This is a genomic window from Mesorhizobium sophorae, from assembly GCF_002270415.1.
Taxonomy (GTDB): domain Bacteria; phylum Pseudomonadota; class Alphaproteobacteria; order Rhizobiales; family Rhizobiaceae; genus Mesorhizobium; species Mesorhizobium sophorae.
The window spans coordinates 410,848-437,743 of the sequence record NZ_NNRI01000008.1 but is presented as its reverse complement, the minus strand read 5'-3'; the positions used below and the strand labels follow the sequence as shown (position 1 = coordinate 437,743).

The 26,896-nt window shown below is 63.3% G+C and carries 26 protein-coding genes; 8 read left to right on the top strand and 18 right to left on the bottom strand.

Translation table 11 applies throughout. The annotated features are described in order from the left end of the window. Positions 1-91: 91 nt before the first annotated feature. The 11 genes from phnE to phnG form a co-directional block, all read right to left on the bottom strand. A complete protein-coding gene (gene phnE / locus CGZ66_RS14335; protein WP_095084780.1) occupies positions 92-1,048 on the bottom strand; it encodes a phosphonate ABC transporter, permease protein PhnE in 957 nt (318 codons plus the stop codon). Positions 1,049-1,103: 55 nt separating this feature from the next. Next, positions 1,104-2,012: a phosphonate ABC transporter substrate-binding protein gene (gene phnD, locus CGZ66_RS14330; protein WP_095084779.1), complete on the bottom strand. Its 909-nt coding sequence runs from the start codon at positions 2,010-2,012 to the stop codon at positions 1,104-1,106. Positions 2,013-2,113: 101 nt separating this feature from the next. Then, positions 2,114-2,962 (bottom strand): phosphonate ABC transporter ATP-binding protein, encoded by an 849-nt coding sequence (gene phnC, locus CGZ66_RS14325; protein WP_095084778.1) that lies wholly within the window; start codon positions 2,960-2,962, stop codon positions 2,114-2,116. Positions 2,963-3,096: 134 nt separating this feature from the next. After that, positions 3,097-3,807 (bottom strand): DUF1868 domain-containing protein, encoded by a 711-nt coding sequence (locus CGZ66_RS14320; RefSeq protein ID WP_095084777.1) that lies wholly within the window; start codon positions 3,805-3,807, stop codon positions 3,097-3,099. Positions 3,808-3,893: 86 nt separating this feature from the next. Then, positions 3,894-4,511 carry a DapH/DapD/GlmU-related protein gene (locus CGZ66_RS14315; protein ID WP_095084776.1) on the bottom strand — a complete coding sequence of 206 codons (618 nt, stop codon included), beginning with the start codon at positions 4,509-4,511 and terminating at the stop codon, positions 3,894-3,896. Continuing rightward, positions 4,508-5,215 (bottom strand): phosphonate C-P lyase system protein PhnL, encoded by a 708-nt coding sequence (gene phnL, locus CGZ66_RS14310; RefSeq protein WP_095084775.1) that lies wholly within the window; start codon positions 5,213-5,215, stop codon positions 4,508-4,510. The genes CGZ66_RS14315 and phnL overlap by 4 nt, the downstream gene beginning before the upstream one ends. A gap of 3 nt (positions 5,216-5,218) precedes the next feature. Continuing rightward, positions 5,219-5,995, bottom strand: a complete 777-nt coding sequence (gene phnK, locus CGZ66_RS14305) for a phosphonate C-P lyase system protein PhnK (RefSeq protein ID WP_095084774.1) — start codon at positions 5,993-5,995, stop codon at positions 5,219-5,221. Then, positions 5,992-6,873, bottom strand: coding sequence for an alpha-D-ribose 1-methylphosphonate 5-phosphate C-P-lyase PhnJ (locus tag CGZ66_RS14300; RefSeq protein WP_095084773.1), 882 nt, complete (start codon positions 6,871-6,873; stop codon positions 5,992-5,994). The genes phnK and CGZ66_RS14300 overlap by 4 nt, the downstream gene beginning before the upstream one ends. Before the next feature lie 265 nt (positions 6,874-7,138). Further along, positions 7,139-8,251, bottom strand: a complete 1,113-nt coding sequence (locus CGZ66_RS14290) for a carbon-phosphorus lyase complex subunit (RefSeq protein WP_095084771.1) — start codon at positions 8,249-8,251, stop codon at positions 7,139-7,141. Position 8,252: 1 nt separating this feature from the next. Continuing rightward, positions 8,253-8,864: a phosphonate C-P lyase system protein PhnH gene (phnH, locus tag CGZ66_RS14285; protein ID WP_095084770.1), complete on the bottom strand. Its 612-nt coding sequence runs from the start codon at positions 8,862-8,864 to the stop codon at positions 8,253-8,255. After that, positions 8,864-9,325: a phosphonate C-P lyase system protein PhnG gene (gene phnG, locus CGZ66_RS14280; protein ID WP_095085007.1), complete on the bottom strand. Its 462-nt coding sequence runs from the start codon at positions 9,323-9,325 to the stop codon at positions 8,864-8,866. The genes phnH and phnG overlap by 1 nt, the downstream gene beginning before the upstream one ends. 121 nt (positions 9,326-9,446) lie before the next feature. Between phnG and phnF the strand changes: the two genes are divergently transcribed. After that, positions 9,447-10,196 carry a phosphonate metabolism transcriptional regulator PhnF gene (phnF, locus tag CGZ66_RS14275; protein WP_095084769.1) on the top strand — a complete coding sequence of 250 codons (750 nt, stop codon included), beginning with the start codon at positions 9,447-9,449 and terminating at the stop codon, positions 10,194-10,196. A gap of 103 nt (positions 10,197-10,299) precedes the next feature. Here the strand turns inward: phnF and CGZ66_RS14270 are convergent, their stop codons facing one another. The 6 genes from CGZ66_RS14270 to CGZ66_RS14245 all read right to left on the bottom strand — a co-directional run bounded on the left by CGZ66_RS14270 (position 10,300) and on the right by CGZ66_RS14245 (position 18,049). Next, complete coding sequence (locus tag CGZ66_RS14270) at positions 10,300-11,316, bottom strand: zinc-binding alcohol dehydrogenase family protein (RefSeq protein ID WP_095084768.1); 1,017 nt, start codon at positions 11,314-11,316, stop codon at positions 10,300-10,302. Positions 11,317-11,390: 74 nt separating this feature from the next. Beyond that, the gene (locus tag CGZ66_RS14265; protein ID WP_095084767.1) at positions 11,391-12,359 is read right to left on the bottom strand and encodes an ABC transporter permease; all 969 of its coding nucleotides are present in this window, start codon (positions 12,357-12,359) and stop codon (positions 11,391-11,393) included. Continuing rightward, on the bottom strand, positions 12,356-13,909 hold the full coding sequence (locus CGZ66_RS14260; protein WP_095084766.1) for a sugar ABC transporter ATP-binding protein: 1,554 nt from the start codon (positions 13,907-13,909) through the stop codon (positions 12,356-12,358). The genes CGZ66_RS14265 and CGZ66_RS14260 overlap by 4 nt, the downstream gene beginning before the upstream one ends. 158 nt (positions 13,910-14,067) lie before the next feature. Continuing rightward, positions 14,068-15,060: an ABC transporter substrate-binding protein gene (locus CGZ66_RS14255; protein ID WP_095084765.1), complete on the bottom strand. Its 993-nt coding sequence runs from the start codon at positions 15,058-15,060 to the stop codon at positions 14,068-14,070. A 337-nt stretch (positions 15,061-15,397) separates the two neighbouring features. After that, positions 15,398-16,396: an aldo/keto reductase gene (locus CGZ66_RS14250; protein WP_095084764.1), complete on the bottom strand. Its 999-nt coding sequence runs from the start codon at positions 16,394-16,396 to the stop codon at positions 15,398-15,400. A gap of 147 nt (positions 16,397-16,543) precedes the next feature. Further along, positions 16,544-18,049 carry a UxaA family hydrolase gene (locus CGZ66_RS14245; protein WP_095084763.1) on the bottom strand — a complete coding sequence of 502 codons (1,506 nt, stop codon included), beginning with the start codon at positions 18,047-18,049 and terminating at the stop codon, positions 16,544-16,546. A gap of 228 nt (positions 18,050-18,277) precedes the next feature. Between CGZ66_RS14245 and CGZ66_RS14240 the strand changes: the two genes are divergently transcribed. From CGZ66_RS14240 to gndA, 6 genes are all read left to right on the top strand, one after another. Continuing rightward, positions 18,278-19,180: a GntR family transcriptional regulator gene (locus CGZ66_RS14240; protein WP_095084762.1), complete on the top strand. Its 903-nt coding sequence runs from the start codon at positions 18,278-18,280 to the stop codon at positions 19,178-19,180. A 121-nt stretch (positions 19,181-19,301) separates the two neighbouring features. Continuing rightward, complete coding sequence (locus CGZ66_RS14235) at positions 19,302-19,658, top strand: DUF2946 family protein (RefSeq protein ID WP_095085006.1); 357 nt, start codon at positions 19,302-19,304, stop codon at positions 19,656-19,658. Positions 19,659-19,755: 97 nt separating this feature from the next. After that, complete coding sequence (locus CGZ66_RS14230) at positions 19,756-20,292, top strand: copper chaperone PCu(A)C (RefSeq protein ID WP_095084761.1); 537 nt, start codon at positions 19,756-19,758, stop codon at positions 20,290-20,292. Between the two features lie 40 nt (positions 20,293-20,332). Then, the gene (locus tag CGZ66_RS14225) at positions 20,333-20,851 is read left to right on the top strand and encodes a YcnI family copper-binding membrane protein (RefSeq protein ID WP_095084760.1); all 519 of its coding nucleotides are present in this window, start codon (positions 20,333-20,335) and stop codon (positions 20,849-20,851) included. Positions 20,852-20,940: 89 nt separating this feature from the next. Next, complete coding sequence (locus tag CGZ66_RS14220) at positions 20,941-22,545, top strand: copper resistance CopC/CopD family protein (protein ID WP_425352291.1); 1,605 nt, start codon at positions 20,941-20,943, stop codon at positions 22,543-22,545. 158 nt (positions 22,546-22,703) lie between these two features. After that, on the top strand, positions 22,704-24,131 hold the full coding sequence (gndA, locus tag CGZ66_RS14215; RefSeq protein ID WP_095085004.1) for an NADP-dependent phosphogluconate dehydrogenase: 1,428 nt from the start codon (positions 22,704-22,706) through the stop codon (positions 24,129-24,131). Between the two features lie 6 nt (positions 24,132-24,137). Here the strand turns inward: gndA and CGZ66_RS14210 are convergent, their stop codons facing one another. Next, positions 24,138-25,190, bottom strand: a complete 1,053-nt coding sequence (locus CGZ66_RS14210; protein WP_095084759.1) for a LacI family transcriptional regulator — start codon at positions 25,188-25,190, stop codon at positions 24,138-24,140. 403 nt (positions 25,191-25,593) lie between these two features. Between CGZ66_RS14210 and CGZ66_RS14205 the strand changes: the two genes are divergently transcribed. Beyond that, positions 25,594-26,850: an ABC transporter substrate-binding protein gene (locus CGZ66_RS14205; protein ID WP_095084758.1), complete on the top strand. Its 1,257-nt coding sequence runs from the start codon at positions 25,594-25,596 to the stop codon at positions 26,848-26,850. Positions 26,851-26,896 lie beyond the last annotated feature (46 nt).

Genomic DNA, 26,896 nt, shown 5'->3' with positions numbered 1-26,896 from the left:
GATCCATCCCGATAGGACCGGGATGGGGCTCTATCTTTTGGTTTTGCCATGGTCTTTTCCGAAAACCGGATTCCACTTTTCGGGATCATGGCTAAGCACCCATCAGGAAGGCTTGTTCGCCGACCAGCTTGCGGCGCAGCCAGGCGGAGAACTGGTCGATGATGAAGATGGTCGTGAACAAGAGCAGCACCAACGCCAGCGTCTTGGCGCCGAAGCCGCGTGAAATCGAGAGTTTCAATTCCTCGCCGATGCCGCCGCCGCCGACGGCGCCGATGATGGTCGAAGCGCGCACATTGATCTCGACGCGGAGCAGCGTGTAGGACATGAAGTTGGGCAGCACCTGCGGCAGGTCGGCGAAGCGCACACGCTCGAACCAGTTGGCGCCGACCGCCCTCAGGCCTTCCTCGGCGCGCATGTCGATGTTCTCGTTGATCTCATAGAACAGCTTGCCGAGCGCGCCGATCGAATGCAGGCCGATGGCGATGATGGCAGCGATCGGACCGGTCGAGACGATGGCCGCGAAGAGGCCGGCAATAACGATCTCCGGAAAGGCGCGCAGCAGCTCCATGAAGCGCTTAACGACGAGCCTCAGCACCGGATGCGGCGTCAGGTTGCGCGCGGCGATGAAGGAAAACGGCACGGCGAAGATGAAGCCGATAAACGTCGAGACCAGGGCCACGTTCACCGTGGTCAGCATGAGCTCGAAATATTCAGGGATGTAAAAGCCGCCCCAGACATAGACGCGGCCGAGCGGAAAGTTGAATTCCTGGGTGCCGGTGTCGTGCGGCGAGGCAATGTCGAACAGCGCCCGCCAGACGTCGTTCCAATCCTTGGGGATCAGCCAGCTCAGGAAGTCCAGGATGTGCGGCAGCCGGTCGAAGAAGTGCCCGGCATTGGCTTCGTCGGCGAACCACATGCTCGCAAACATCGCGGCAAGCAGTAAACCGACGCCAAGCACCGTGTAGAGCCGGCGCAGCGATATCTGGCGTCGCCAGGCATCGGCCATCTGATGGGTGGCGGCGGAGGGGGCTGTCACGGAAAGGGTCATGATCGGACAAACAGAAAGGGCGGTGTTTTGAACACCGCCCTTCTGATTTTTGCCGTTAGCCGCCGATGGCCGCCTTACGGGCTTCGACGATGACGTTGTAGAAGTCCGCCTTCACCGGAACGTAGCCGGTGAAATCGCCGCCTTCGACGCCCTCGAAGCAAGCCTTGTCCTTGGCCGGCAGGGCCGTGAAGAAGGCAGTCAGCTTGGCGGTCATGTCGTCGCCGAGCGCGGTGCGCACGACCAGCGGGCCGTTCGGGATCAGGCCCGAGCGCCAGACTTCGACGAAGTCGTTAGGGTCGACGGCGCCCTTGGCGACTTCCTTGTGGAAGGTGCCGGAGGTGTAGCCGTTCTTGAAATCGCCGATGCCCGAGGAATCGTCCACCGCGACGTCGACCTTGCCGTCACGCACGGCCAGAACGTTGTTCTCGTGGCCGCCATTGAACTGGGTCGAAGCGAAGAAGGTTTCGTTCGAAGCGCCAGTGTCCTTCGGGATCTGGGTCAGCGGGATCAGATAGCCGGAGGTCGAATCCGGATCGGCGTAGCCGAGCTTCTTGCCCTTGGCCGACTTGATGTCGGTGATGCCGGAAGACTTCAGCGCCAGGCCGATCGAATAGTAGCCGGTGGCGCCGTCGGTCTGCTGGGTGGTGAGGATCGGGGTTACCGCCTTCGGGTCCTTGAGGGCGACGCTGGCATAGCCGGAAGCGCCGAGTTCGGCGAAGTCGAGGGTGCCGCCGAGCAGGCCCTGGATGACGCCGTCATAGTCGGCGGCGGGGAACAGCGAGACCTTCTCGAAGCCAAATTCGGCCTTCAGATGGTCGGCCAGGCACTGGTAGTTGCGCAGCCGGTCGGTTTCGTTCTCGCCGCCAAGGATACCGACGCGGAATTCCTTCATATCGGCGGCGTGGGCCATGCTGGTTGCCATGGCGAGCACCGAAACGGCGCTAAAAACCATCTTCCTGAACATTGGATATCTCTCCTGTGGGTTCCGGCCCCGCGCCGGTAGCGTTGGTTATTCTGACAGGTGCCCTTGACGCGGGCTGGCGATCCAGGTCGCTCTTTCTTGACTCAATATCCCGGGAATGCGGGCTCGAGCGGTCCGGCGGATGCAGTGATCTTTTGCTTGTAGGCGATGCTGGTCGAGGTGATGGCTTCGGAGATTTCGCCGCCATTGCTGTCGGCGCCATAGACGAGACGGACGGCCTCGCGGTTGAGCTCTTCCGGCGGGCCGTCGAAGACGACCTTGCCGGCGGCCATGCCGATGATGCGGTTGCAGTAGGCGCGGGCAGTGTCCAGCGTGTGCAGATTGGTGACGACGGTGATGCCTTCCCGCAGATTGATGTCCTGCAGCGAATCCATCACCACCTTGGCGTTGAGTGGGTCGAGCGAAGCGATCGGCTCGTCGGCGAGGATCACCTTGGGCTGCTGCATCATGGCGCGGGCAATGGCGACGCGCTGCTGCTGGCCACCCGACAAAGTACCGGCAGGCTGCATTGCGGTGCGGGCAATGTCGAGCCGCTCGAGCGCGGCGACCGCCTCGGCGCACTCGGCGCGGGAAAACATGCCGAGCAGGTTCGACATGGTCGAACGGTGGTTCAGCTTGCCGAGCAGCACATTGGTCAGCACGTCGAGGCGCGGCACCAGGTTGAATTGCTGGAAGATCATGGCGCAGTCGCGCTGCCAGCGCCGGAGCGGCGAACCGCGGAGCTGGGAAACCTCGGCGCCGTCAAAAAAAATCGATCCCTGGCTGGGATCGATGAGACGATTGATCATGCGAAGAAGGGTTGATTTGCCGGCACCCGAACGGCCGATAATGCCGACCATCTGACCCTGCGGGATCGAGACGTTGATATCGCTGACGGCAGTGTTCTTGCCAAATCGTCGGGTGACGCCGCGGATTTCGAGCGTGGCTGACATGGTCGTTTCCAGTCCAGTCGCGTTGAAGGTCTGTTAAGAACTTCGCTAGCGCAGCGCCATGAACCTGCGGTGTCGGATTGATGTCAGTTTTGTTACTGCCCACAGGCGCGGCGTCAGGCGCCTGGTGGTGTCGATCAGCCGAGCACCTGCAACTCCTCGAAATGCTCCATGTCCCTGAAGCTGCAGAAGGCCGGCGCCTTGATCTCGATCGCCGGAGCCTGCCGCGCGAAAAGCGCGAGAGAGTCATCGAACAGTTGCTGCCATGCGGCCGCCCTGTCATCCGCAAGACGCTGGATCTGATATGCGAAGGTGATGTGGAAGACGTAGCTGTCGTGATCGGGATGCCTGTAGCCGAACGGCACCGCCAAGGTATCGCGCCATGCGCCCATGATGCGCACGTCCTCGTCGGTCGCGCCGGCAACGGTAAGGCCAGTCGGTACGATTTCGACCACCTTGATGTTGAACGGGCCGAGGCCCTTGAAGCCCTTCAAGCGTTCCAAATAGAGGCGGGTCATGGCGTCGATGCTGGTGTCGAGCGGCACGTCATGTGGCCAGTAGGGCAAGCGGCGGCGATATTCGATGATGCCCTGGAACAGCGTCATGTGCAGGCTGGAGACGGGGGTGAAGGCCAGCCGGTCGGCATCGGGCATCGCCAGCATCCGGTCGCGCACCGCAAGCACCACGGCCTCGGAGGGCGAACCGCTGACGAGATGGCTGACGACCGTGTTGCCAGGCTCGATCAGGAAATTGCCCGACATGTCGTAGCGCGTGCCGAGATGAACGGGTGGATTCGGATTGGAGCCGGCAAAGAATCCGGCGAGCGAGGGTCTGACAGAAACAGGCATTTGCGATCTCCAGGGCAGATGGCGTCCTGCCCCGGCGATGTGTCAGGGAGATGAAACAGGCTCACCCATGACAATGATGTGATCGCCTATTCGCAATATTTTTCCAGAAAGGCCTCGGCCGACAGTTCCCGGAAATCATCCAGTGCTGTCCGCAGCTTGGCATGGTCCCAGTCCCACCAGGCGAGCGCCTGGTAGCGTTCGGCGGTGCGGCGGTCGAAACGCTCGCGGATCGGTCTGGCCGGCACGCCGCCGACGATGGTGTAAGGTGCGACATCCTTCGAGACGACGGCACCGGCGCCGACCGCGGCGCCATCGCCAACAGTGACGCCGGGCAGGATGGTCGAGCCGTGACCGAGCCAGGTGTCGTGGCCGATGGTGACCCGCTTGGCGCGTCGCTGGGCGAAGAACTCGCTCTCGTGCTCGGCGTCGTCCCAATAGTCCGAGGCGCGGTAGGTGAAATGGTGCAGCGTCGGCCGCCATGTAGGGTGGTTGGTGGCGTTGATGCGCACGCTGGCTGCAATGTTGGAAAACTTGCCGATCGTCGCGCACCAGACGGCGCAGTCCTGCATCATGTAGGAATAATCGCCGAGTTCGCTTTCGGAAACCCGGCTGCGGTCGGCGATCTCGGTCCAGCGGCCAAGCGTCGAGTTCTGCACGTCCGCCGTCGGGTGGATCAGCGGCGTCTCTGACAGTTTTTTCGTCATGCGGCGATTTTTCCGGGCGCGAAAGCAGTGACGTCGATGATGCGGTCGGCGACGGCCTCGCGCACGTCCTGGTCGTGAAAGATGCCGAGCAGGGCGACGCCCGCGGCCTTCTTGGCGGCGATGAGTTCAATCACCACGTCGCGGTTCCTGGCATCGAGCGAGGCGGTCGGTTCGTCGAGCAGCAGGATCGGGTGCTCGGTGATGAAGCCGCGCGCGATGTTGACGCGCTGTTGCTCGCCGCCGGAGAAGGTTGCCGGTGGCAACGCCCAGAGTTTTTCCGGCAGGTTGAGCTGCGCCAGCAAGGCGCGTGCCTTGCCGCGCGCGTTCTCGCGGTCCTCGCCGCGCTCGACCAACGGTTCGGCGACGACATCCAGCGCCGAGACGCGCGGCACGGTGCGCAGGAACTGGCTGACATAGCCGATCGTTTGCCGGCGTATGGAAAGCACGGTGCGCGGACTGGCGGTGGCGAGATCAATCAGCCCGTCATCGTGCTTGACGATGATCTGGCCCTCGTCGACGGCGTAGTTGCCGTAGAGCATCTTCAGGATCGAGCTCTTGCCGGCGCCGGACGGGCCGCCGAGCACGGTGCATTCACCAGCCCTGATCGAGAACGAGACACCGGCGACTACAGGCAGTTTGATGCCGTCGCGCAGATGCATGGTGAAGCTCTTGGCGACGTCGGAGACAACGAGGGGCGTCGGCATGGGTTACACCTGTAGTATCGAGGAAACGAGAAGCTGGGTGTAGGGTGCGCGCGGGTCATCGAGTACGCGGTCCGTGAGACCGCTTTCGACGACGCGGCCATCCTTCATCACCATCATGCGCTGCGACAGAAGACGCGCCACGGCAAGGTCGTGGGTGACGACGATGGCGGCGAGACCAAGGTCGGTGACCAGGCCGCGCAGCAGGTCGAGCAGGCGTGCCTGCACCGAGACGTCGAGGCCGCCTGTCGGCTCATCCATGAACACCAGCCGTGGCCCGGTGACGAGGTTGCGGGCGATCTGCAGGCGCTGGCGCATACCGCCGGAAAAAGCGCGCGGCTCGTCGTCGATGCGGTCTTCATCGATCTCGACGCGCGACAGCCAGTCGACGGCTGTAGCGCGGATCTTGCCATAGTGGCGGTCGCCGACCGCCATCAGCCGCTCGCCGACATTGGCGCCGGCCGACACCGTCATGCGCAGGCCGTCGGCCGGATTCTGGTGGACAAAACCCCAGTCGGTGCGCATCAGGAAGCGGCGCTCGGCCTCGCTCATCCGGTAGAGTTCTCGGAACTGGCCGTCGCGCATGCGGTAGCTGGCGGTGCCGGAACTCGGCAGCAGTCGGGTCGACAGGCAGTTGAGCACGGTCGTCTTGCCGGAACCGGACTCGCCGACCACAGCCAGAACTTCGCCAGGCGACAGGTCGAAGGAGACGTTGTCGCAGCCGACGCGCGAGCCGTAGAATTTGGAAAGCGCCGAGACGCGCAGCAGCGGTTCGTCGGTCATTGCGCTGGCTCCGTCATCTCAGGGGCAAGATGGCCGCGATGGCCCTCTTCACGCCGCTTCTCGCAGTGATCGGTGTCGGAGCAGACGAACATGTGGCCGCCATGGTCGTCGAGGATGACCTCGTCGAGATAGACATTCTCGGCCGCGCACAGCGCGCAGGGCTGGTCGAACGTCTGCACCTCGAACGGATGGTCCTCGAAGTCGAGGCTGACCACTTCGGTGAAGGGCGGCACGGCATAGATACGCTTTTCGCGGCCGGCGCCGAACAGCTGCAAAGCGGGCGAGCGGTGCATCTTGGGATTGTCGAATTTCGGCGTCGGCGACGGGTCCATCACATAGCGACCCTCGACTTTGACCGGATAGGCGTAGGTAGTGGCGATGCGGCCGTGCCTGGCGATGTCCTCGTAGAGCTTGACGTGCATCAGGCCGTATTCCTCCAGCGCATGCATTTTCCGCGTTTCGGTTTCGCGCGGCTCGAGGAAGCGCAAGGGTTCGGGGATCGGCACCTGATAGACCAGCACCTGGCCTGCCGTCAGCGGATGCTCGGGGATGCGGTGGCGGGTCTGGATGATGGTGGCGCTGGCGGTATCGGTCGTCACGGCGACGTTGGCGACCTTCTTGAAGAAGGCGCGGATCGAGACCGCGTTGGTGGTGTCGTCGGCGCCCTGGTCGATGACCTTCAGCACATCGTCCGGGCCGATGATCGAAGCGGTGACCTGGACGCCGCCGGTGCCCCAGCCATAGGGCATCGGCATTTCGCGCGAGGCGAACGGCACCTGATAGCCGGGGATGGCGATGCCCTTGAGGATCGCGCGGCGGATCATCCGCTTAGTCTGCTCGTCGAGATAGGCGAAGTTGTAGGTGGCGATGTCGGTCATGGCGATCAGGCCTGAATTGTTCTATTGAATTGACTTCCAGGACACGGGAAACGGGACGAACCCTGATGACCTCTGCCGGATGGACGCATTTGGGAATTCTGCTGCTGGTATTTGTTGGCGCCGTCTTCTTTTTCCTTCGACGCATGGTCCTGCCCGCACCGAAGGAGGGGGCGACAGGCGAGACCGTTGCCGGTAGCAGTGGCTACGGCGGAGGCTATGGTGGCGGCCATTCCCACGATGGCGGGCATGGCGGGAGCAGCTAAGGTCATTCCGCGGCCTCCCTCTTGTCGTCCGCCTTCACCGGGTTTTCGCGGGCGTCATATTCGGCGCGCATGCGGCGCACGAGGTCGAGTTCGGCCTGGAAGTCGACATAGTGCGGGAGCTTCAGGTGCTCGACGAAGCCGGTCGCCTGGACATTGTCGGAATGCGAGATGACGAACTCCTCGTCCTGCGCGGCGGCGACGACATCTTCGCCGAGTTCCGCAGCGCGCAGCGCCCGATCGCACAGCGCCATCGCCATCGCCTTGCGCTCGCTCTGGCCGAAGACCAGGCCGTAGCCGCGGGTGAATTGCGGCGGCGCCTTGGCCGAGCCCTTGAACTGGTTAACCATCTGGCATTCGGTGACCCGCACCGTGCCGAGCGGCACGGCGAACGGGAGTTCGGGGACATCCAGTTCCAGCTCGACCTCGCCGATGCGGATCTCGCCGACGAAGGGATGGTTGCGGGCATAGCCGCGCTGCGTGGAATAGCCGAGCGCCAGCAAAAAGCCCTCATCGCCGCGTGACAGCGCCTGCAGGCGGATATCGCGCGCCATCGGGAATTCCAGCGGCTCGCGGGTGATGTCGCCGGGGACATGGTCCTGCGGCATCTCGCCATCCGGCTCGATCAGGCCCTCTCGGGCCAAGATCGCCGAGACGCGGGGCATGGCTTGCGTTTCGGTCTCGCGCTGCAGCGGCTCGGCGACATCGCCGCCGGCGGCAAGCTCGGGGTCGAGCAGCCGGTGCGTGTAGTCAAAGGTCGGGCCGAGCAGCTGGCCGCCGGGCAGGTCCTTGTAGGTCGCCGAAACGCGCCGCTCGACCAGCATGGTGGCGGTGTCGATCGCCTTGGAATAGCCGAAGCGCGGCAACGTGGTGCGGTAGGCGCGCACCAGGAAGATCGCTTCGATCAGGTCGCCGCGCGCCTGGACGATGGCAAGCGCCGCCAGCTCGCGGTCGTAGAGCGAGCCTTCGCTCATCACCCGGTCGACGCCAAGCGCCAACTGTTCGACGATCTGGTCGAGCCGAAGGGCGGGCACGGAACGGTCGCCGCGCCGGCGGTCGGCGAGCAGGCTGTGGGCGTTGGCAATGGCCGCCTCGCCACCTTTTACCGCGACATACATCTCAGGCCCCCATCGTCTTGATGCGCGTTGTGCGCGGCAGACAGGCGACGCCATCCGATGTGGCGAGGATGATATCGACGCCGCGCGGAAAGCGCTGGTTATTCTGCTTCCACTGTTCGACGAAATGACGCGGCATCTGCGCCGGCGCGATCGTGGCACTGGTCTCGATGCCGGGGCCTTCGAGCAGCAGCGGGGCACCCGAAACGAGATCGCTGACTTGCAGGATCAGTGTGGTGGAGCGGTCGGGATAGTCCTGCGTGCCTTGCGAAAAACCATCGAGTGCCATCATCTCGGCCGGCGTGGCGATCAAAGCAAAATGCGCATCGGCCGGCGTGTTGGCCAAGGGCGCACCGGTGTGGAAACCAAGCCAGGATTTGATCGCGGCGGAGGCCTGCAAAGCGGGATCGAGCCAGAGCGGGGTGTCGTTGTCGCAAAGCGCCAGCGCTACGGCGCCGGCGGTCGCCGAAAGCGGCACCGGCGGGCGGGCGAAGGCGGGCAGGGGCTGCATGCTGCCCGGCCGCGCCATCGCGTCCATGACGGCGCGAAACACGGTCTGGGCGTCGAAGACCGGATCGGCGAAACCGCCCTCGATCGATTGCGCTGCGATGTCCATCAGTCTTCTCCGCGAACCATGGTGAAGAAATCCACCTTCGTTGCCGCCGTCTCGGCGCGGCGCCGTTCATGCGCCGTGGCCAGAGCCGACCGCAGAGGCGCTATGAGCCCGGTCTCGACCTCGGCGCGACGCGCCGGGTCCTGCCACAACGCGTCGGCGATCGCCGCCAGCCTTGCCTTCTGCTTGTCGCGGCCAAGCGCATAGCAGTGGCCGACCTGTCCGGACGGCAGCCGGACAGTGGCGCGGGTAACCGTCGTCTCACCGACATTGAAGGGGGAGCCGCCACCGCCGATGCGGCCGCGCACGGTGACCAAGCCGGTCTCCGGGCCGCGCAGCAGCTCAGCTTCCGAGGGCAGCCCGGACTCGTTCCAGAGCCGGACGACGTCATCGCCGCTGGATTGCGCCAGTGTTGCCATGGCGGCCTTGCGCTCGGCCTGATCGCGGGCTTCCTGTCCTCGCATGAGCAACATTCCTCTTGGCTAAATTTGTCTATTGATATAGACAACTATACAAATGATACCTATTATCTAGCGCGAGTCCATGACGGGTGGATGACAAAGCAATCGGAGGCTGAGGCAATTAATGGTCGGGCAGCTGGCAGCGGACAGCATCGAGCGGCGGAGTGGTGTCTCGCTATGGCGGCAGATCGCCGACAAGATCCTGCATGCGATCGCCATCGGCGATTTCGCCGAGAATGCAGCGCTGCCGCCGGAGGTTGCGCTGGCCGAGCGCTATGGCGTCAACCGTCACACCGTGCGCAGTGCCATAGCAGCCCTTGTACAGGAAGGGGTGCTGCGGGCCGAACAGGGACGCGGCACCTTCGTGCTGTCGCGCAAGCGGCTGTCCTATCCGATCGGCGCGCGCACACGCTTTTCGGCAGGCCTGCAAGGGCAGGCGTCGGAACGGCATATAGTCCTGCTTGCCTCGTCGGTGGAGCCGGCCAGCCAGCGCGTCGCCGAGGGGCTTGGCCTAGCCAGGGGGACAAACGTGATCCGGCTGGAAACACGCGGCGAAGCCGACGGTCGCCCGGTGTCGCGTGCTGCGGGCTGGTTCGAGGCGAGGCGCTTTGCCGGCATCGATGCCGCCATGGCCCAAACCGGCTCGATCACCGCATCGCTGGCACGTTTCGGCATAGATGATTATCTGAGGCAATCGACCATGCTGTCAGCACGCCATGCCGATGCCGCCGACCTTGCCGACCTCGACCTGCAGCCCGGCGCCATCGTGCTGGTCACGGTCGCCGTCAACGTCACGCCCGACGGCCAGCCGATCCAGTTTTCCGAGTCACGGTTCCCGGCCGAGCGGGTCGAACTCAAATTGTCGGCGTTGTGAGCCGACACCGCCGGTTGCCTAGATTGGCGAACGCAGTTCCCTTAGGGAAGGCGCTAAGCGCTTTTCCCGGGAGAACCGCTTTACACTTTTCCTGGAATTGCACTCATCCGACTTCTATCACAGCCTTGATCAGGCCCGATTTCTCGTGTGCCCAGCGCGCGAGATCATGTGGCGTGCCGGCCAGCGTGGTGCGGTGGGTGACGAGCGTGGCCAATGGCACGGCGCCGTTGCGGATCGAGGCGGCGACGTGGTCGAAGTCGGCGCGCAACGCATTGCGGCTGCCGATCAGGGTCATCTCGCGCTTGTGGAATTCCGGATCGGAGAAGGTGATGTCATCCTTGACGACGCTGACCAGCACCAGTGTTCCGCCATGCGCGACATGGGCGAAGGCCGACTGCACCGACTGGGTGTTTCCGGTGGCGTCGAAGACCACATCGAAGCCTTCGCCGCCCGTCGCCTGCCCGACCAGATCGGGCACCGCGCCGCGCGAACCATCGAGGGTCTTGAAACCGAGCTCATTCGCGGCAAAGGCAAGCCTTTCGCTGCTCATGTCGAGCAGCGTCACGTCAAGCCCGGCGATGCCGGCGAAGATGGCCGTGCCGAGCCCGATCGGACCGGCGCCGATGACCAGCGTGCGGGCGTCTGGATCGGCGCTTGCGCGTCGCACAGCATGCGCGCCTATGGCCAGGAACTCGACAGCAGCGGCGTCGGCCAGCGACAGGCCGTTTGCCGGATAGAGATTTTGTGCCGGCACCAGAATTCGTTCGCACATGGCGCCGTCGCGATGGACACCGAGCACCTCGATCCTGACGCAGCAGTTCGGCTTGCCGTGCCGGCAGGCGATGCACTTGCCGCAGGAAAGATAGGGATTGATGACCACCGGCTCACCAGCGGAAAGTTCAACGCCTTCGCCGGTCTCGACGATCGTTCCCGACACTTCATGGCCCATGATGCGGGGATAGGCGAGGAATGGGTGCTTGCCTTCGAAGATATGATAGTCGGTGCCGCAGATGCCGACATGGCTGACAGCCACCAGCGCCCAGCCGGGGGGTGGCGCGCTCGGGGCCGGACGGTCTTCCAGGACGAGCTCACCAGGCGAGCGGCAGACGACGGCTTTCATGCTTCAATCCAGTTTGTCATGAAAATCGCCGGCCCATTTTCGCGACAGGGCCGGCGATCGATCTCAAATTATGGTCACTTGCTACCGCGGCGTCGCAGCCCGTCGAAATAGACGATGATGATGATCAGCGCGCCGGTGATGATGCGCTGCCAGAAGGCGTTGACGTTCAAGAGATTGGCGCCGTTGTTGATGGTGGCCAGAATGAAGGCGCCGAGCAGCGGCCCGTGCACCGAGCCGACCGCGCCGAACAACGAGGTGCCGCCGATCACCGACGACGCGATCGCCTGCAGTTCCCAACCCTCGGCCTGAGTCGGGTTGCCGATGCCGATGCGCGAGGCCAGCAACACGCCGACGAACGCCGCGCAGAGACCCGACAGCGTGTAAGCCATGTAGATGGTTCGCTGGACGTTGACGCCGGACAGGCGCGAGGCCTCGGCATTGGAGCCGACGGAGAACAAATACCGGCCCCAACGGCTGTGATGGAGGAAGATGTAGGCCGGAATGCCGACCAGGATCACCATCCAGAACAGGTTGGGGACGCCGAGGAAGGAGTTGCGCGAAAACTCCTGAAAGGCATCGTTGTTGATCGAGATCGAATTGCCGTTGGTCATCAAAAGACCGATGCCGCGCAACGACGTCAGCGTTGCCAGCGTGATGATGAAGGGCGGCAGCCCCATCTTGACGATGCCGAAGCCATGGAACAGGCCGATGGCGACGCCGACCAGCAAGGTCATGAGGATGGCGAGGAAGACCGGGATGCCGGCATTGATCAGCATCGCGGCTATAACGGTGGCGAAGCCAACCACGGCGCCGACCGAAAGATCGATGCCGCCGGTGATGATGACGAAGGTCTGGCCGACGGCCAGGATGGCGATCATCGAGCCCTGGCGCAGCAGGTTCGAGATGTTGTTGGCCGAAGCAAAGCTTGATGTCGACAGTGACAGGATGACCCACAGCAGCACCAACAGCGCCAGCAGCGTCAGCCCGAACAGGGCATTGTAGTTGCGCTTCGGTTTTTCGGCAGGAATCGCCTCGGTGCTCATATCTGTTCTCCCAGCTTTTCTTGTTTCTCGGCGAGCGCCTGTGTGAGAATTTCCTCATGATCGGCGGTGCGGAACCCGTGCGTGGCCACCAGTTTGCCGCGGCGGAATACGTGCAGCGTGTCGGCCAGTTCGTAGACCTCGGGCAGGTAGGACGAGATCAGGATGATGCCGGCTCCCTTCGACAACAACACGCTGAACAGGCGGTAGATCTCGGCCTTGGTGCCGACGTCGACGCCGACCGTCGGCTCGTCGAAGATGAACAGCCTGGCGCCGTGGGCCAGCCATTTGCCGATGACGATCTTCTGTTGGTTGCCACCGGACAGGCTGGACGCCAGTGCACTGCGCGTCGGCGTCTTGATCCTGAGATCGGCGATCTGGCGGTCGGCCTGGGTCCTTTCCTGCGCATTGGAAATCAGCAGATTGTTCGAGATGCGCTTGTAGATCGGCAGGTTGAGATTGAGGCCGACCGAAAGGTTGAGGCAGAGACCCTGATCGCGACGGCTTTCCGGTGCCAGCGCCATGCCAAGCTTGATCGCGTCATGCTCGGAGTTGATCTGGACCGGCTTGCCTTCCCACAGGATCTGGCCGGCCGATTTGCGGTGGCGGCCGTAAAGCGTGGTGACGAACTCGCTGCGTCCGGCGCCGATCAAGCCGTAGAGCCCGACGATTTCGCCGGCTCGGACCGTCATCGATACATTCTCGAAGCCTTTGCCGGAAAGGTTCCTGGATTCGAGGATCGCCGCGCCCGGTGTGAAATGTTCCTTGTGGTAGATCTGTTCGATCGAGCGGTTGATCATCATCTTGACCAGCTCCGCGTCGTTGGTCTCGGCGATGTTGCGGGTGCCGACCAGCGTGCCGTCGCGCAGCACGGAAACACGGTCGGCCAGCTCGAACACTTCCTCCATGCGGTGGCTGATGTAGATGATCGTCACGCCCTCGCCCTTCAGCCGACGGATCAGGGTGAAGAGCTGGTCGGCCTCCTTGCGGGTCAGGTAGGCGGTCGGCTCGTCGAAGATCAGGAATTTCGTGCCGCGCACGGTGGCGCGGGCGGCGGCGATCAGCTGCTGCTGGCCGATGGTGAGGTCGCCGAGCGTGACATGCGCCGGCAGATCGAAGCCGAGATCGTCGATGATCTTCTGTGCTTCCTTGACCATGGCGCGTTGCTGCAGGATGCCGAAGCGCGAATTCTCCTCGCCGAGGAACATGTTGGCTGCCACCGTCAGGTGACGGCAGAGCACGACCTCCTGGTGCACGGCATTGATGCCGAGTGCCATCGCCTCATGCGGTGTCGCCAAGGCTGCCGGCTGGCCCTCCCAGATCACCTCTCCGGAGGTGCGCGGCATGACGCCGGTGAGAAGCTTGATGAGCGTTGATTTGCCGGCGCCGTTCTCGCCGACGATGGCGTGGATCTCGCCGGATTTGAAAGCGAGGTTGACCGGCTTCAGCGCGTGGGTGCCGGGATAGCGCTTCTCCAGCCCGCGCAATTCGAGGATGGTCCGCCCTGGTTCCAGCACGGGTGCCGGATGCAGGTCCTGCGCCGTCGACGTCATGACAATCCTCCCAGATTGGCCTTACGATTGGCACGCTGCAAGGCAGGGATAGGCCTCGAAAGGCAGCCTAGCTCAAGCTTATGGATTGCCAAGCCGTTTGTGCCGGCAGTGGATGTTTCCGGGGCGCGAGGCCCCGGAAACGATTTGAATGCGACGGCTCAGAGCTTCGGGTTGAGCAGCGCGTCGATCTTCGGGTCTTTCATGTTGGCCTTGGTGACGAGGTTGGCGCCGGTGTCGACATTGGCCTCGACCTTCTCGCCCTTCGAGGCGGCGAGCGCCGTCTTGATGCCGTCATAGCCCATCCGGTACGGGTCCTGGACGACGAGGCCGGAAATGACGCCGTCATTGAGGAACTTGATCAGCTTCTCGTCGCTGTCGAAGCCGATCAGCCCGACCTTGCCGGCAAGTTTGTTCTCGGCGATCGCCTGGCCGACGCCCTGCGCCATGATCAGGTTGGAGGCGAAGATGCCCTTCAGGTCCGGATTGGCGGTGATCAGATCGGTGGCGATGTTGAGGCCGGTGGTGGCCTGACCGTCGGCATATTTGTCGGCGACGAGCTCGAGGCCCGGATATTTTGCCTTGAGCTGTTCCTTGAAGCCCTGGGCGCGCTGTTCCAGCGAGCCGGCACCGGGAAGTGCCGTGATCAACGCGACCTTGCCCTCGACCTTACCGCCATTGGCTTCGCCGATGGCTGCTGCAAGACCGTCCGCGGCGACGCGGCCGCCCTGCACGTTGTCGGTGGTGAGGAACGAGGTGAAGGCCTTGGAGTCGGCGCCGGAGTCGATGCCGATGACCTTGACCTTGGCAGCGGCTTCGTCGATCGGCTTGCCAAGCGCCTTGGCTTCGGTCGGCGCGATGACGACGGCGGCCGGGTTGCCGGCGACGGCATTCTCGAGGATCGAGATCTGGCCGTTGACGTCGGTTTCAGCCTGGGCGCCGAGTTCCGGTACGTTGACGCCCAGGTCCTTGCCGGCCTTGCGGGCGCCGGCCAGAACGATCTGCCAGTAGAAGGACGTCGTGTCCTTGACGATGATCGGAATGGTCACGTCCGCCGCCGAAGCCGGCACCGAATGCATGACGCCGGCGAGCATCGAAGCTGCTGCCAGCGTCATCACGGCGCGGCGGTTGAGAATGCTGGTTACGAATTTCATTAGGAATCCTCCCTAAGTCGCCCGGTGAACGTTACGGAAGCTCCGTCCGGATAGGCGTGGCCCAAACAGAACTTTATCAATAAAAAACATTTACAGTGTTTTGATAGTGCATCGACCTGTCCGATGCAAGCGGTGTTTCGCTTCAACTCTGCCGAGGTCTGGCAGGGGTAAAATAACCGCGCCACTCCTCCCCTGCCGCCGTCAAATGCTCCCGTTCCGTTCCGTGAAGACATGGAATATTAATTCCACTCTTTAGTCAATATGGAATATTCATTCTTTTATGAGATCGCAAGAATGTGAAGCATGGGTCAGCTTTCACGGGGGGTGGATGGGAGCTTCACGCCAGCTCCTGCACCAGCGTATAGGGTCGGTATCTGGCGTATTCCGCCTCGGGCACGTCGACGTCGAGCAATTCGAGGTTGCGGGTCAGGTTTGCCAGCTTGGCGGTGCCGGTCAGCACCGTGGCGACCGCGGCTTCATGCAAGGGGAACTGGAACGCGGCAGCGGCCAGCGGATAGCCACCCTCGGTGGCGATCCTTTCCATCGCACCGACGCGGTCCAGCACGTCGTGGTTGGCGGGCAGGTAGTCGAAATGCGCGCCTTGCACAGGCCCGGTCGCCAGGATGCCGGAGTTGAACACTCCGCCGATGACCAGTGACGTCTGTTGTGCCCTGCACAATGGAAGCAGTTCCGCTTCGGCGCTGCGGTCGAGCAAGGAATAGCGGCTGGCGAGCAGGATGCAATCAAGTGGCGCGCGACGCATCACATCGAGGCAGATCTGGACCTCGTTGACGCCAAGCCCATAGGCGGAAATGACGCCGGAACGCTTCAGCTCTTCGAGTGCCTTGAGGCCGCCATCCATGAACTCGCGAAAATGCAGTTTGGTTTTCTCGACGCCATGCGTATAGGCGCCGATGTCGTGGACGAACAGGATGTCGATCTTGTTAAGGCCAAGCCGCGCATAGCTGAAATCGACCGAACGCATGATGCCGTCATAGGAATAGTCATAGTCCAGCGCGAACGGCAGCGGATCGACATAGGAGTGATCGGGAACACGGTCGTCCGGCACGGGGCGGAAGAGGCGGCCGACCTTGGTCGACAGCACATAGGAGTCGCGCGGCTTGTAGCGCAGGAAGTCGCCGAAGCGGCGTTCCGACAGGCCGAAACCGTAGAAGGGTGCGGTGTCGAAATAGCGCAGGCCGGCCTCCCAGGCGCCTTGCAGCGTCTCCATCGCCGACTCGCGCGAACAGGCACGGTAGAGGCCGCCGATCGCGGCGCCGCCAAAGCTGATCTCGGTGACCTCGAGCGCGGTCTGACCGATGCGGCGCTTGTTCATGCGAAAACCTCCCTGTTGCCGACCGTTGTCCGGTTGGCAGCCTTCAGATGTCAGTTCAATCTAGAGCAATTCCAGGAAAGACGTGTAACAGCTTTCCCGGGAAAAGCGCACAGCGCCTTCCCTTGGGAATTACGCAAAAACAACGGGTTAGAGCGTTGCACCAAGATGCCAGGGCACGAACTCGTTGTCGCCGTAGCCGAAATCCTCGCTCTTGGTCTTGCGGCCGGAAGCCGTCTCGACGATCAGTTCGAAGATCTCGCGGCCCATGCCGGCGATGGTTTTCTCGCCCGAGGCGATGACGCCGCAGTTGACGTCCATATCCTCTTCCATGGTGTGATACATGGTCGAGTTGCTGGCGACCTTGATCGACGGCGTCGGCCGGCAGCCGAAGCACGAGCCGCGGCCGGTGGTGAAGACGATGACATTGGCCCCGCCCGCCACCTGTCCGGTGGCCGAGACCGGGTCGTAGCCGGGCGTGTCCATGAACACCAGTCCGTTGCCGGTGACCTTCTCGGCATAACCGAAGACGCCGTTGAGCGGCGTCTGGCCGCCCTTGGCGACCGCGCCCAGCGACTTCTCCAGGATGGTGGTGAGGCCGCCGCGCTTGTTGCCGGGCGAGGGGTTGTTGTCGATCGAGGCGCCATGCTTGGCGACGTGATCCTCCCACCACTTGACGAAACCGTCGAGCTTCTGCGCGATCTCCGGTGTTGCCGCGCGATAGGCAAGCAGGTGCTCGGCACCATAGATCTCGGTTGTCTCTGAAAGGATGCCGATGCCGCCGACGCCGGCCAGGATGTCGACGGCTGCGCCCAGCGCCGGATTGGCCGTAATGCCGGACATGCCGTCGGAGCCGCCGCATTGCAGGCCGACGACGATCTCACTGACCGGGATCGGCTCACGCTTCAGCTGGCCGACTTCCTCCGCGATCTCGGCCAGCACCAGCATCGCCTTTTCGACCGATTTGCGCGAGCCACCGGCGTCCTGGATGTTGAAGTGGCGCTTGCCGGCGGCGGCGCCTTTCTGGCCATAGAGGGTGAGCTGATTGACCTCGCAGCCGAGCCCGACCATCAGCACGCCGCCGAAATTGGGATGGCGGGCATAGCCGGCGAGCGTGCGATGCAGCACCATCATGCCGTCGCCGGTGCCGCTCATGCCGCAGCCCTGGCCGTGGACGATCGGGACGAAACCGTCGATGCCGGGATATTTCGGCAGCAGGGTCCGGTTGGCTTGGTCGGCGATGGCATGGCAAACCGTGGCCGAGCAATTGACGCTGGCGATGATGCCGATGAAGTTGCGCGTACCCGCACGACCATCGGCGCGGCGATAACCCATGAAGGTGCGGCTGCGGTCGGCTTCTGTCGCGTGCTCGGCCTCGCTCGGCGGCACCACCGGCAAACGGCCGGATTCGAAAACCAGATTGTGCGAATGAACATGCTCGCCGGGCGCGATGTCCTGTGTCGCGCGGCCGATTGCCTGGGCGTATTTCACCACGGCCTCGCCGGCGACGATCGGCTTGATGGCCACCTTGTGGCCGGGCTCGATCAGCGCAGTGGCGACGGCACCGCCCGGCAGCGTGGTGCCGATCTCGATGCGGCCGTTGGCGACGGCGACATTGTCGGCGGGAGACAGAAGAATGCTGTTGGAGGCGTTCACGGGCGGTTTCCTGGGTGATCCTGGGATGCGCGGGCGGATTGACACGCGCCTGTTAAAAGATAATGTCTTTTATCGTGAAAAAACAGTTTTGCGTCAATTGTTTTTTCGCTGGGGAGTTCCGCATGTCCTTGGGTGTTCCGAAAGCGATTTAGCTTTTCAGGGGTCATGGGAACGTCATATTGCGCTTCAAGCCAGCAGCCGCAAGCGACGGCGTGCAACGGGTCAGGGATGTCGAAGAGCAACAACGTCTACAAGGATGCCTACAACAGGTGCCTCAGGCTGCTCGATGAAACACGCAGCCTGCCTTCGGAGCCGGAGCTGGGTACATTGCTTGGTGTCAGCCGGACGACCGTCCGCACCATCCTGGCGCGCATGGAAGAGACCGGGCTGATCGCCTGGAACAAGCGCGCCAAGACGGTGCTGCGCGAACCGCGTCCCGATGATTTCTTCCCCGAGGAAGAGACCGACACGCTGGCCGAAATCATCGAGCGGTCGTTCATGCGACGGCTGCTCGCCGGCGGCGCCGAGGCCGGCATGCAGATCAACGAACTCGAACTGGCGCGCGAGATCGGCGTCGGCACCACCAGCGTGCGCGAGTTCCTGATCCGCTTCTCCCGCTTCGGCCTGATCGAGAAGCGCCGCAACAGCCATTGGGTGCTGAAGGGCTTCACCCGTGCCTTCGCGCTGGAACTGACCGAAATCCGCGAGATGTTCGAACTGCGGTCGGCGGCGGCCTTCGCCGCTCTGCCGCAGGACAGCGCGGTCTGGACCGATCTCGACCGCCTGGAGGACGAGCATCGCCAGCTGGCAAGCGAAATCGCCACGCGCTTCAACGAATTCTCGGAGCTGGATGAGCGCTTCCATCGGCTCATCCACCGGGCTTCGCACAACCGCTTCATCGTCGATTTCTACGACGTCATCGCCATGATCTTCCACTATCACTACCAGTGGAACAAGGCGCAGGAGCGCGAGCGCAACGAGGTCGCGATCGGTGAGCATCTCGCCTATATCGCGGCGCTCAAATCGCGAGACCTCGGCAAGGTCGACGCCGCCTGCCGCAAGCACCTGAAGTCGGCGCGCCAGACATTGCTGACCTCGATCCCGGAGAGCCGGTCGCCACTGAAACCCTGATATGCCGCGTTGCCGCAGCATCGAATTGCCGATTTTCGACCTGCCCCTCCCGTGATAGGTATCTCTCCGGTGATTGCTTGATGAGGCAGATCGTTTGAACAGCCGGGAGAAGCGGTGGAGCATTCTGGTCGCGCTTGTCGCGGCCCATCTGCTGCTGCTCCAGTCGACGCTCGGTGCGTTCGCGTTCGGCACTGCGCCGAATGCGTCACAACTCGATGCCTTCGGCAACGTCATCTGCACCCGTGAGGGTGCGACCCAGCTTCCCGGCGGCAACCCGCCGCCGTCGCATCTGCCGGCATGTTGCGTGCTGGGCTGCAGCATGTTTTCGCCGGCCTTTGCACCGCCGCCCGTTGCCGGGCTTGCCCTGGGCGCGCGTTCCTTTGAGGCCGTCGCCTTCGTCTTTCCGGCGGCCATCCATCTCGACTTTGCGCGTGAGCGCTCGCCGTCGAATCCGCGCGCGCCGCCGCGGACGGCCTGAGTCTGTCTGCCCGGCGGAACCTTTCGCGGGCGTACCCATCCAAACATCAAACTGTCCGCGACCGGTAACGGCGCGACCTTCACTTCATGGAGCAACCATGTCCCAATTTCTCCGTACTGCCGCGCGTCCTATACCCGGCAGCGTGTTGCGCAGCTTCGAGGCGCGCCTTGGCATCGTTGTACTGGCTTTTGCGCTGTTGTTCGCCGGCGCCCAAACCGGCTTCGCGCATGGGTTCAAGATCGGCGATCTCGAGATCGGGCACCCCTGGTCACGTGCAACGCCGGCAGGCGCCAAGGTGGCCGGCGGCTATTTCACCATCACCAACAAAGGCAGCACGCCGGACCGGCTGCTGTCGATTTCCACCGACATCTCGGACAAGGCCGAACTGCATGAAATGAGCGTCAAGGACGGTGTCATGACCATGCGGCCCGTTGCCGGCGGCCTGGAGATTCCGGCCGGCGGCAAGGTCGCACTGGCGCCTGGCGGCTATCATTTGATGTTCATCGGCCTGAAACGGCAACCCAAGCAAGGCGAAACCTTCTCCGCCACGTTGACCTTCGAGAAGGCCGGCACCGTCAGCGTCGACTTCGCCGTCGAGGGCATGGGTGGCGCCACGGACGACCACGCCGATTGATCGCACCATTTCGACAAAATCTGAAATCGGAGGGACCATCATGAACAAGTACCTTTTGTGGGCCGGTGCGCTTTTTCTCCTCGGGACAAGTGCTGCCTTCGCGCACATCACGCTCGAAACCCAGGAAGCGGCCGTCGGCTCGACCTACAAGGCCGTCTTGCGCGTGCCGCATGGTTGCGACGGCAAGGCGACCATCGCCTTGCGCGTGCAGATCCCGGAAGGGGTGATCGCGATAAAGCCGATGCCGAAGCCGGGCTGGACGCTGCAGGTCAAGAAGGGCAAGTACGACAAATCCTACCAGCTCTACGGTCAGGCGGTGACCGATGGGGTCAAGGAAGTCGACTGGAGCGGTGGCAGCCTCCCGGATGAATTCTATGACGAGTTTGTTTTCCGCGCGACGCTGACGGCCGATCTGCCCGTGGGCCAGAAGCTCTACTTCCCCATGGTGCAGGAATGCGACGGCGCCGCCGATCGCTGGATCGAGATCCCGGCAGCAGGACAGGATGAAGACGCCCTGGAAAATCCGGCGCCCGGCATCAAGCTGTTGCCGAAGAAATGATGTCTTTCGGCGGCGCGCTTCGTTCGCGGAATGCGCCGCCATTTCATGGCAATGGCATGATCGCGATATCCTCACTGCGGATGATTCACATGGCCAGCAAGCTCGTCAGCCGGGTTGCCGTGGGCTCTCTGGCGATGATGATGCTGCTCATCGCCATGGCCTCGAACAGTCCCGCCTTTGCCCATGCCGCGTTGATCAAGACCGACCCGGCCGACGGCGCGGTGCTGGCACAGGGGCCGGCACAGTTCTCGCTGACCTTCAGCGAGCCGGTCTCACCGCTGGTGCTGACGCTGGTGAAGCCCGACGGCACGCCGGTTCCGCTGACCGCTTTCCGCCTCAGCGACCAGACGGTCGAAATCGACAATCCGCAGGACCTCAAATCCGGCACGCATGTGCTGAGCTGGCGCGTCATCTCCGCCGATGGTCATCCGGTCGGCGGCTCGCTGCTGTTTTCCATCGGCGCGCCAACAGAGCCGCCGGTCGTCTCCGAGGCCGTCGATTGGCCGCAACGGTCGGCGATCTGGCTCGGCAAGGTTTTTCTCTACATTGGTCTTTTCCTTGGCGTCGGCGGTGCTTTCGCCCTTGCCTGGCTGACTGAGGGCGGGCCGTCCGGCCAGCGTTTCGTTATCGGCGCAATCCTGTGCGGGCTGGTCGCGGCCCCGGCGTCGCTCGGCTTGCAGGGGCTTGATGCGCTCGGGGCGCCGCTCTCCCATCTGGCGCAGCCGGTCATCTGGCGGACCGGGCTCGATACCAGCTTCGGCTGGACGGTGCTGGCCGCCTTGATCGCGCTGGGGCTCGGCCTGCTGTCGCTGGCCGGGCCGCGCGTGGCCGCTAAGCCAGTCGCACTGGCTGGACTTGCCGGTGTGGGTATTGCGCTGGCTGCCAGCGGCCACGCCAGTGCCGCCGAGCCGCAATGGCTGACGCGACCGATGGTGTTCCTGCACGGCGTCGGCATCGCTTTCTGGGCCGGCGCATTGATGCCGCTCGGTCTGGCGCTGAAAGGTCAGTCGGCGGATGTCGCGCCAATCCTGCGACGGTTCTCACGCATGATCGTGCCGGTGGTGGCCGTGCTTGTCGCTGCCGGCATCGTGCTTGCAGTCGTCCAGGTGCAGACGCCGGCGGCGCTGGTCAACACCGCTTATGGCAAGCTGCTCTTGATCAAGCTCGGGCTGCTGGTCTTTCTGTTCACGCTTGCCGCCGTCAATCGCTGGAAGCTCACTGCATCGGCCGAGGCCGGAGCGACGGAAGTGCAGCGCAGGCTCGCCCGCTCGATCGGCGTCGAAATGCTGATCGTGCTGGCGATCTTCGCTGTCGCCGCGGGCTGGCGCTTCACGCCGCCGCCACGGGCACTGGCGATCGCCGCGGCCCAGCCGGTTTCGGTCCATATCCATGCGCTGCAAGCGATGGCGGATCTCAGCATCACACCCGGCCATGCCGGACCGGTCGTCGCCTCGATGATCATCATGACCGGCGATTTCGGACCGCTCGACGCCAAGGAGGTGACGCTGGTGTTGTCGAAGCCCGATTCAGGCATCGAGCCGCTCAAACGTGCCGCGACCAAGCCCGGCGATGGCAGCTGGCGTGTCGACGACCTCGTCATCCCGGTTCCTGGCCGCTGGACGGTGCGCATCGACATCCTGGTCTCGGACTTCGAGATGGTGAAGATCGAAGCGCCTGTCGATATCAGACCGTAAAAGCTGGACCGCCAAGTGCCCCGAACTCGGCCGATGCAACACAATTCGGCGAGGCGGTTGACGCGGCCCGAAAGGCCCGTCAATCATCTCGCCGAAGAATGGGCATCCCGGCAAACCGCGAGCTCGAACCAACAAGATCCGAAAGCAGGGAAGAAACGATGGAAAAAGCCGAAATCGGCCTGATCGGCCTTGGCACGATGGGCTCCAACCTGGCGCTCAACATCGCCGAGCACGGGCACCGCATCGCTGTCTTCAACCGCACCAGGGCACGCACCGACGCTTTCGTCGAGAATGCCGGCCCGCTGAAGGACATGGTCGTGCCTTGCTACAGCCTGGAAGAACTCGCCGCCGCGATCCGACCGCCACGCCCGATCATCATCATGGTGCTCGCCGGCAAGCCGGTCGACGAACAGATCGAAGCCTTGCGTGGCGTGCTGTCGGCCAACGACATCGTCATCGATGCCGGCAACGCCAATTTCCGCGACACGATGCGGCGCTTCACCGAGCTTTCGGGCTCGGGTCTGACTTTCATCGGCATGGGCGTGTCCGGCGGCGAGGAGGGCGCGCGCCACGGGCCGTCGATCATGGTCGGCGGCACCGAGGATTCCTGGAAACGCGTCGAGAAGGTGCTGACCGCGATCTCCGCCAAATTCAACGACGAGCCCTGCGCGGCGTGGCTCGGCACCGACGGCGCCGGCCATTTCGTCAAGACCATCCATAACGGCATCGAATATGCCGACATGCAGATGATCGCCGAAATCTACGGCATCCTGCGCGACGGCCTCGGCATGGGGCCTAAGGATATAGGCACGGTGTTTTCCAACTGGAACAAGGGCAGGCTCAATTCCTACCTGATCGAGATCACCGCCAAGGTGCTGGCCGCAGACGATCCGAAGACCGGCAAGCCGGTGGTCGACATCATCCTCGACCGCGCCGGCCAGAAGGGCACCGGCAAATGGTCGGTCATCGAGGCGCAGCAACTCGGCATTCCGGCGACCGCGATCGAGGCGGCCGTGGCGGCGCGCGTGCTGTCGTCGATCAAGGACGAGCGGCAGGCGGCGGAAAAAGCCTATGGCAATATCGGCGTGACGAAGATTTCCGGCGACAGGGACGCATTGCTTGGAGATCTCGAACTGGCGCTTTTCGCAGGCAAGATCGCCGCCTACGCGCAAGGCTTTGCGGTGATGAGCGGCGCCTCCAAGGAGTTCAACTGGAACCTGCCGATGCCGACCATCGCCAGGATCTGGCGCGCCGGCTGCATCATCCGCTCGCAGATGCTCGACACCATGGCCGAGGCGTTCGGTTCCGGCGGCGCATCGACCAATCTTCTGATGGCGCCGGCCTTTATCGCCCTGATGCAGGAAGCGCATCCGTCGCTGCGGCGTATCGTGGCAAGGGCATCGGAGGCAGGCTCCCCGGTGCCGGCGCTGTCTTCCGCACTTGCCTATTTCGACAGTTATCGCCAGGGCCGCGGCACCTCGAACCTGATCCAGGCGCAACGCGACTTCTTTGGCGCGCACGGCTTCGAGCGTATCGACGGACCGGGTGCATTCCACGGGCCGTGGGGCAGCGGTGCGGCTGGCTGAAAATAGCTAATCCAGCGAGCGCCGATAGGCCAGGACCTCGCTCGGTACGCTCAGGCTCTGCAGCGTGCCGGGCGCGGCGCCGCCGATCCAGCCGAGCACGGAGCGGGCGAGTTCGGAGCCCGCCAGCCGGAAATTCTCGTTGACGACCAGCAATTCCGTGCGAAACAGATGCAGCAGGTCCGACGATTGCTTGGACACGACATCGACGTCACGGCCAAGCTTGAGGCCGGCATCCTCGATGCCGGCGACGATGGCCAGTGTCGCGGCGGCGGCGCTGCTGACGAAGCCGTCCGGCCGGTCTTCGCGGCGCATCACTTGCGCGGTCCGGCTCCGGATCTGCTCGATCGTATGGTCGATAGAAACAGTGTTGAAGGGGATTTCGCTGGCGCCGACCTCGCTCAGCGCATCGGCAAAGCCGTTGACGGTGTGACTGTGGTAGGTCAGCCCGACAGGCGGTGACAACAAAGCGAGCCGGCGGCGGCCGATGCCGGCCAGACGACGCACGGCTTCCACCGCAAAAGCGTAGTTGTCGAAATCATGATAGGGGTGGACCAGCCCCATATCGGTGCGGCCATGCGTGGCAAAGGGAATGCCGTGCTCCAGCATGTAGCGGGCCCGTGGGTCATTCGGCTGCGTGCGTGAGATGATGACGCCGTCGGCGGAGCCCGTCTCGACCAGATAGCGTATGGGGTCGAGCGGATCCTGCGAGCGCGAATAGGGCGTGACGATCAGATGGTAGGGTGTGTCGGCAATGACCTCCGAAACGCCGTAGATGATGTCCGAGACGAAGCTCATGATCTCGCGCTCGGTGTTGAGCACGAGACTGATGACATTGGTCCTGCCGGTGCGCAGGCGCACGCCGGCACGGTTCGGCCGGTAGCCGATCTGCTTGGCGACGAGCTGGACACGGCGCCTTGTTTCGGCGCCGATTTCCGGAGCGTCCTTCAAGGCCCGCGACACGGTGGTGACGCCGAGCCCGGTCATGAAGGCAAGCGTCTTCAACGTCGGCCGTCCCTGCGCCAACGCCTCTTCGTTGTTTTCCGTACGCCGTCTGTCCATTCGTCCCGCCCGTCAGGCGCATAGCAGCCGCAGGCCGGATCGGCAATCGCCGCCACAGCGATACGGTATGCGTTCCAGCCCCGGCAAGCGTCAATATACTGAAACGTTACAGATTGCCAATATCGAGATGCCGCCACTCGCGGCGAGGCCGACGGCTGTCTTGCGGAAATCCATTGGGATTGCAGAAGAAATCGCTTTTGTCATCGCCTTTGCCGGCTTTCACGCGCAGTTTGATGTCTTGCAGTGCAGCGATTCATGCTGCGGCGCATATAAAAGGGATTGCTCATGTGAATTTGTTCGCGACTCGAAAAAATATCGAACTCGTTTCGTTCATGGGGTTGCGCAGGTCACGCAATTCCCGTATCGAAAATCTGTAACGTTTCAGATTCTGGGAGGAACCGAAATGCGATACAGACTTTTGACCGCTGCGCTGGCAGCGACGGCTACTCTGCAATTTGCCGGTCCGGCCGCGGCGACGGACCTGGAAGTGATTCACTGGTGGACGTCGAAGGGCGAGTCGGCGGCGGTGTCGCAGTTCGCAAAGGCCTTTGACAATGACGGCCACGGCGACCGCTGGGTGGACAGCGCCATCGCACTCGGCGAAACCGCCCGATCGACCGTCATGCAGCGCGTGCTCGGTGGCGATCCGCCCGGTGCCGCTCAGTTCAATCCCGGCCGGCAGTACGAAGAACTGATTTCGGGCGGCAAGCTGCTCGACCTGACGGACGTCGCGACCGCCGGCAAGTGGGATGAGGTCATTCGCCCCAAGGCGATCGGCAGCGCCTGCCTCGTTGACGGCCACTGGTGGTGCGTTCCGGTCAACATCCATTCGAATTACTGGGCCTGGTACTCCAAGCCGGTGTTCGAGAAAGCAGGCGTGCCGGAGCCGAAGAACCTGGCCGATTTCCTCGCGGCCGCGCCGAAGATCAAGGAGGCAGGCCTCATCCCCTTCGCCATCGGCGGCGACGGAAACGGCTGGCAGATTCAGCTGCTCTTCCAGGACATGGTTACCGAGGCTCTCGGTGTCGCACAGCGCGACAAGATGTATACCACCAAGAGCGCCGAAATTGCCGGCAGCCCAGAGATGAAAGGCGTCTTCACGCAGTTGAGGGCCCTGAAGCAGTTCACCGACAACGGCTACGCCAACCGCAACTGGAACGACACCACCAACCTGGTGATCACCGGCAAGGCCGGACTTCAGGTGATGGGCGACTGGGCGCGCGGTGAATTCGCGGCCGCCGGCATGACCGGAGTCAAGGATTTCGGCTGCATGATCGGCCTGAACGAGGCCAAGCCGGTGGTCAGCACCGACGGCGACATCATCCTGTTCTTCAAGCAGAACAATCCGGATGTCGAAGCAGCGCAGAAGCGTCTTGCGGCGCTGCTGATCAGCCCGGAGGTCCAGGTCGCCTTCAACAACGCCAAGGGTTCCATGCCCGTTCGTGGCGATGTCGACATGTCGACAGCCGACCCGTGCATGCAGAAGTCGCTGAAGGCGGTGGAAGACCCGGCCAACATCGTCACTGCGACGAACCGGTTCATCACCGAGAACACCAATCAGCAGCTCAATGAGCTCGTCGCGCAATTCTTCGCAGACGACTCCATGACGGCTGACGACGCCACCGCGAAGTTCGCCACGATCATCGGCAATTCCGACTAGGAAACGATCAGTGCTCGAGGCGCCGCCCTTACAGCGGCGCCTCGGT

Bases quoted from the DNA above. Each gene is read 5' to 3' on its own strand.
- phnE (WP_095084780.1), bottom strand. From the start codon at position 1,048: ATGACCCTTTCCGTGACAGCCCCCTCCGCCGCCACCCATCAGATGGCC.
- phnD (WP_095084779.1), bottom strand. From the start codon at position 2,012: ATGTTCAGGAAGATGGTTTTTAGCGCCGTTTCGGTGCTCGCCATGGCA.
- phnC (WP_095084778.1), bottom strand. From the start codon at position 2,962: ATGTCAGCCACGCTCGAAATCCGCGGCGTCACCCGACGATTTGGCAAG.
- CGZ66_RS14320 (WP_095084777.1), bottom strand. From the start codon at position 3,807: ATGCCTGTTTCTGTCAGACCCTCGCTCGCCGGATTCTTTGCCGGCTCC.
- CGZ66_RS14315 (WP_095084776.1), bottom strand. From the start codon at position 4,511: ATGACGAAAAAACTGTCAGAGACGCCGCTGATCCACCCGACGGCGGAC.
- phnL (WP_095084775.1), bottom strand. From the start codon at position 5,215: ATGCCGACGCCCCTCGTTGTCTCCGACGTCGCCAAGAGCTTCACCATG.
- phnK (WP_095084774.1), bottom strand. From the start codon at position 5,995: ATGACCGACGAACCGCTGCTGCGCGTCTCGGCGCTTTCCAAATTCTAC.
- CGZ66_RS14300 (WP_095084773.1), bottom strand. From the start codon at position 6,873: ATGACCGACATCGCCACCTACAACTTCGCCTATCTCGACGAGCAGACT.
- CGZ66_RS14290 (WP_095084771.1), bottom strand. From the start codon at position 8,251: ATGTATGTCGCGGTAAAAGGTGGCGAGGCGGCCATTGCCAACGCCCAC.
- phnH (WP_095084770.1), bottom strand. From the start codon at position 8,864: ATGGACATCGCAGCGCAATCGATCGAGGGCGGTTTCGCCGATCCGGTC.
- phnG (WP_095085007.1), bottom strand. From the start codon at position 9,325: ATGCGAGGACAGGAAGCCCGCGATCAGGCCGAGCGCAAGGCCGCCATG.
- phnF (WP_095084769.1), top strand. From the start codon at position 9,447: ATGGTCGGGCAGCTGGCAGCGGACAGCATCGAGCGGCGGAGTGGTGTC.
- CGZ66_RS14270 (WP_095084768.1), bottom strand. From the start codon at position 11,316: ATGAAAGCCGTCGTCTGCCGCTCGCCTGGTGAGCTCGTCCTGGAAGAC.
- CGZ66_RS14265 (WP_095084767.1), bottom strand. From the start codon at position 12,359: ATGAGCACCGAGGCGATTCCTGCCGAAAAACCGAAGCGCAACTACAAT.
- CGZ66_RS14260 (WP_095084766.1), bottom strand. From the start codon at position 13,909: ATGACGTCGACGGCGCAGGACCTGCATCCGGCACCCGTGCTGGAACCA.
- CGZ66_RS14255 (WP_095084765.1), bottom strand. From the start codon at position 15,060: ATGAAATTCGTAACCAGCATTCTCAACCGCCGCGCCGTGATGACGCTG.
- CGZ66_RS14250 (WP_095084764.1), bottom strand. From the start codon at position 16,396: ATGAACAAGCGCCGCATCGGTCAGACCGCGCTCGAGGTCACCGAGATC.
- CGZ66_RS14240 (WP_095084762.1), top strand. From the start codon at position 18,278: ATGTCGAAGAGCAACAACGTCTACAAGGATGCCTACAACAGGTGCCTC.
- CGZ66_RS14230 (WP_095084761.1), top strand. From the start codon at position 19,756: ATGTCCCAATTTCTCCGTACTGCCGCGCGTCCTATACCCGGCAGCGTG.
- CGZ66_RS14225 (WP_095084760.1), top strand. From the start codon at position 20,333: ATGAACAAGTACCTTTTGTGGGCCGGTGCGCTTTTTCTCCTCGGGACA.
- CGZ66_RS14220 (WP_425352291.1), top strand. From the start codon at position 20,941: ATGGCCAGCAAGCTCGTCAGCCGGGTTGCCGTGGGCTCTCTGGCGATG.
- gndA (WP_095085004.1), top strand. From the start codon at position 22,704: ATGGAAAAAGCCGAAATCGGCCTGATCGGCCTTGGCACGATGGGCTCC.
- CGZ66_RS14210 (WP_095084759.1), bottom strand. From the start codon at position 25,190: ATGGACAGACGGCGTACGGAAAACAACGAAGAGGCGTTGGCGCAGGGA.
- CGZ66_RS14205 (WP_095084758.1), top strand. From the start codon at position 25,594: ATGCGATACAGACTTTTGACCGCTGCGCTGGCAGCGACGGCTACTCTG.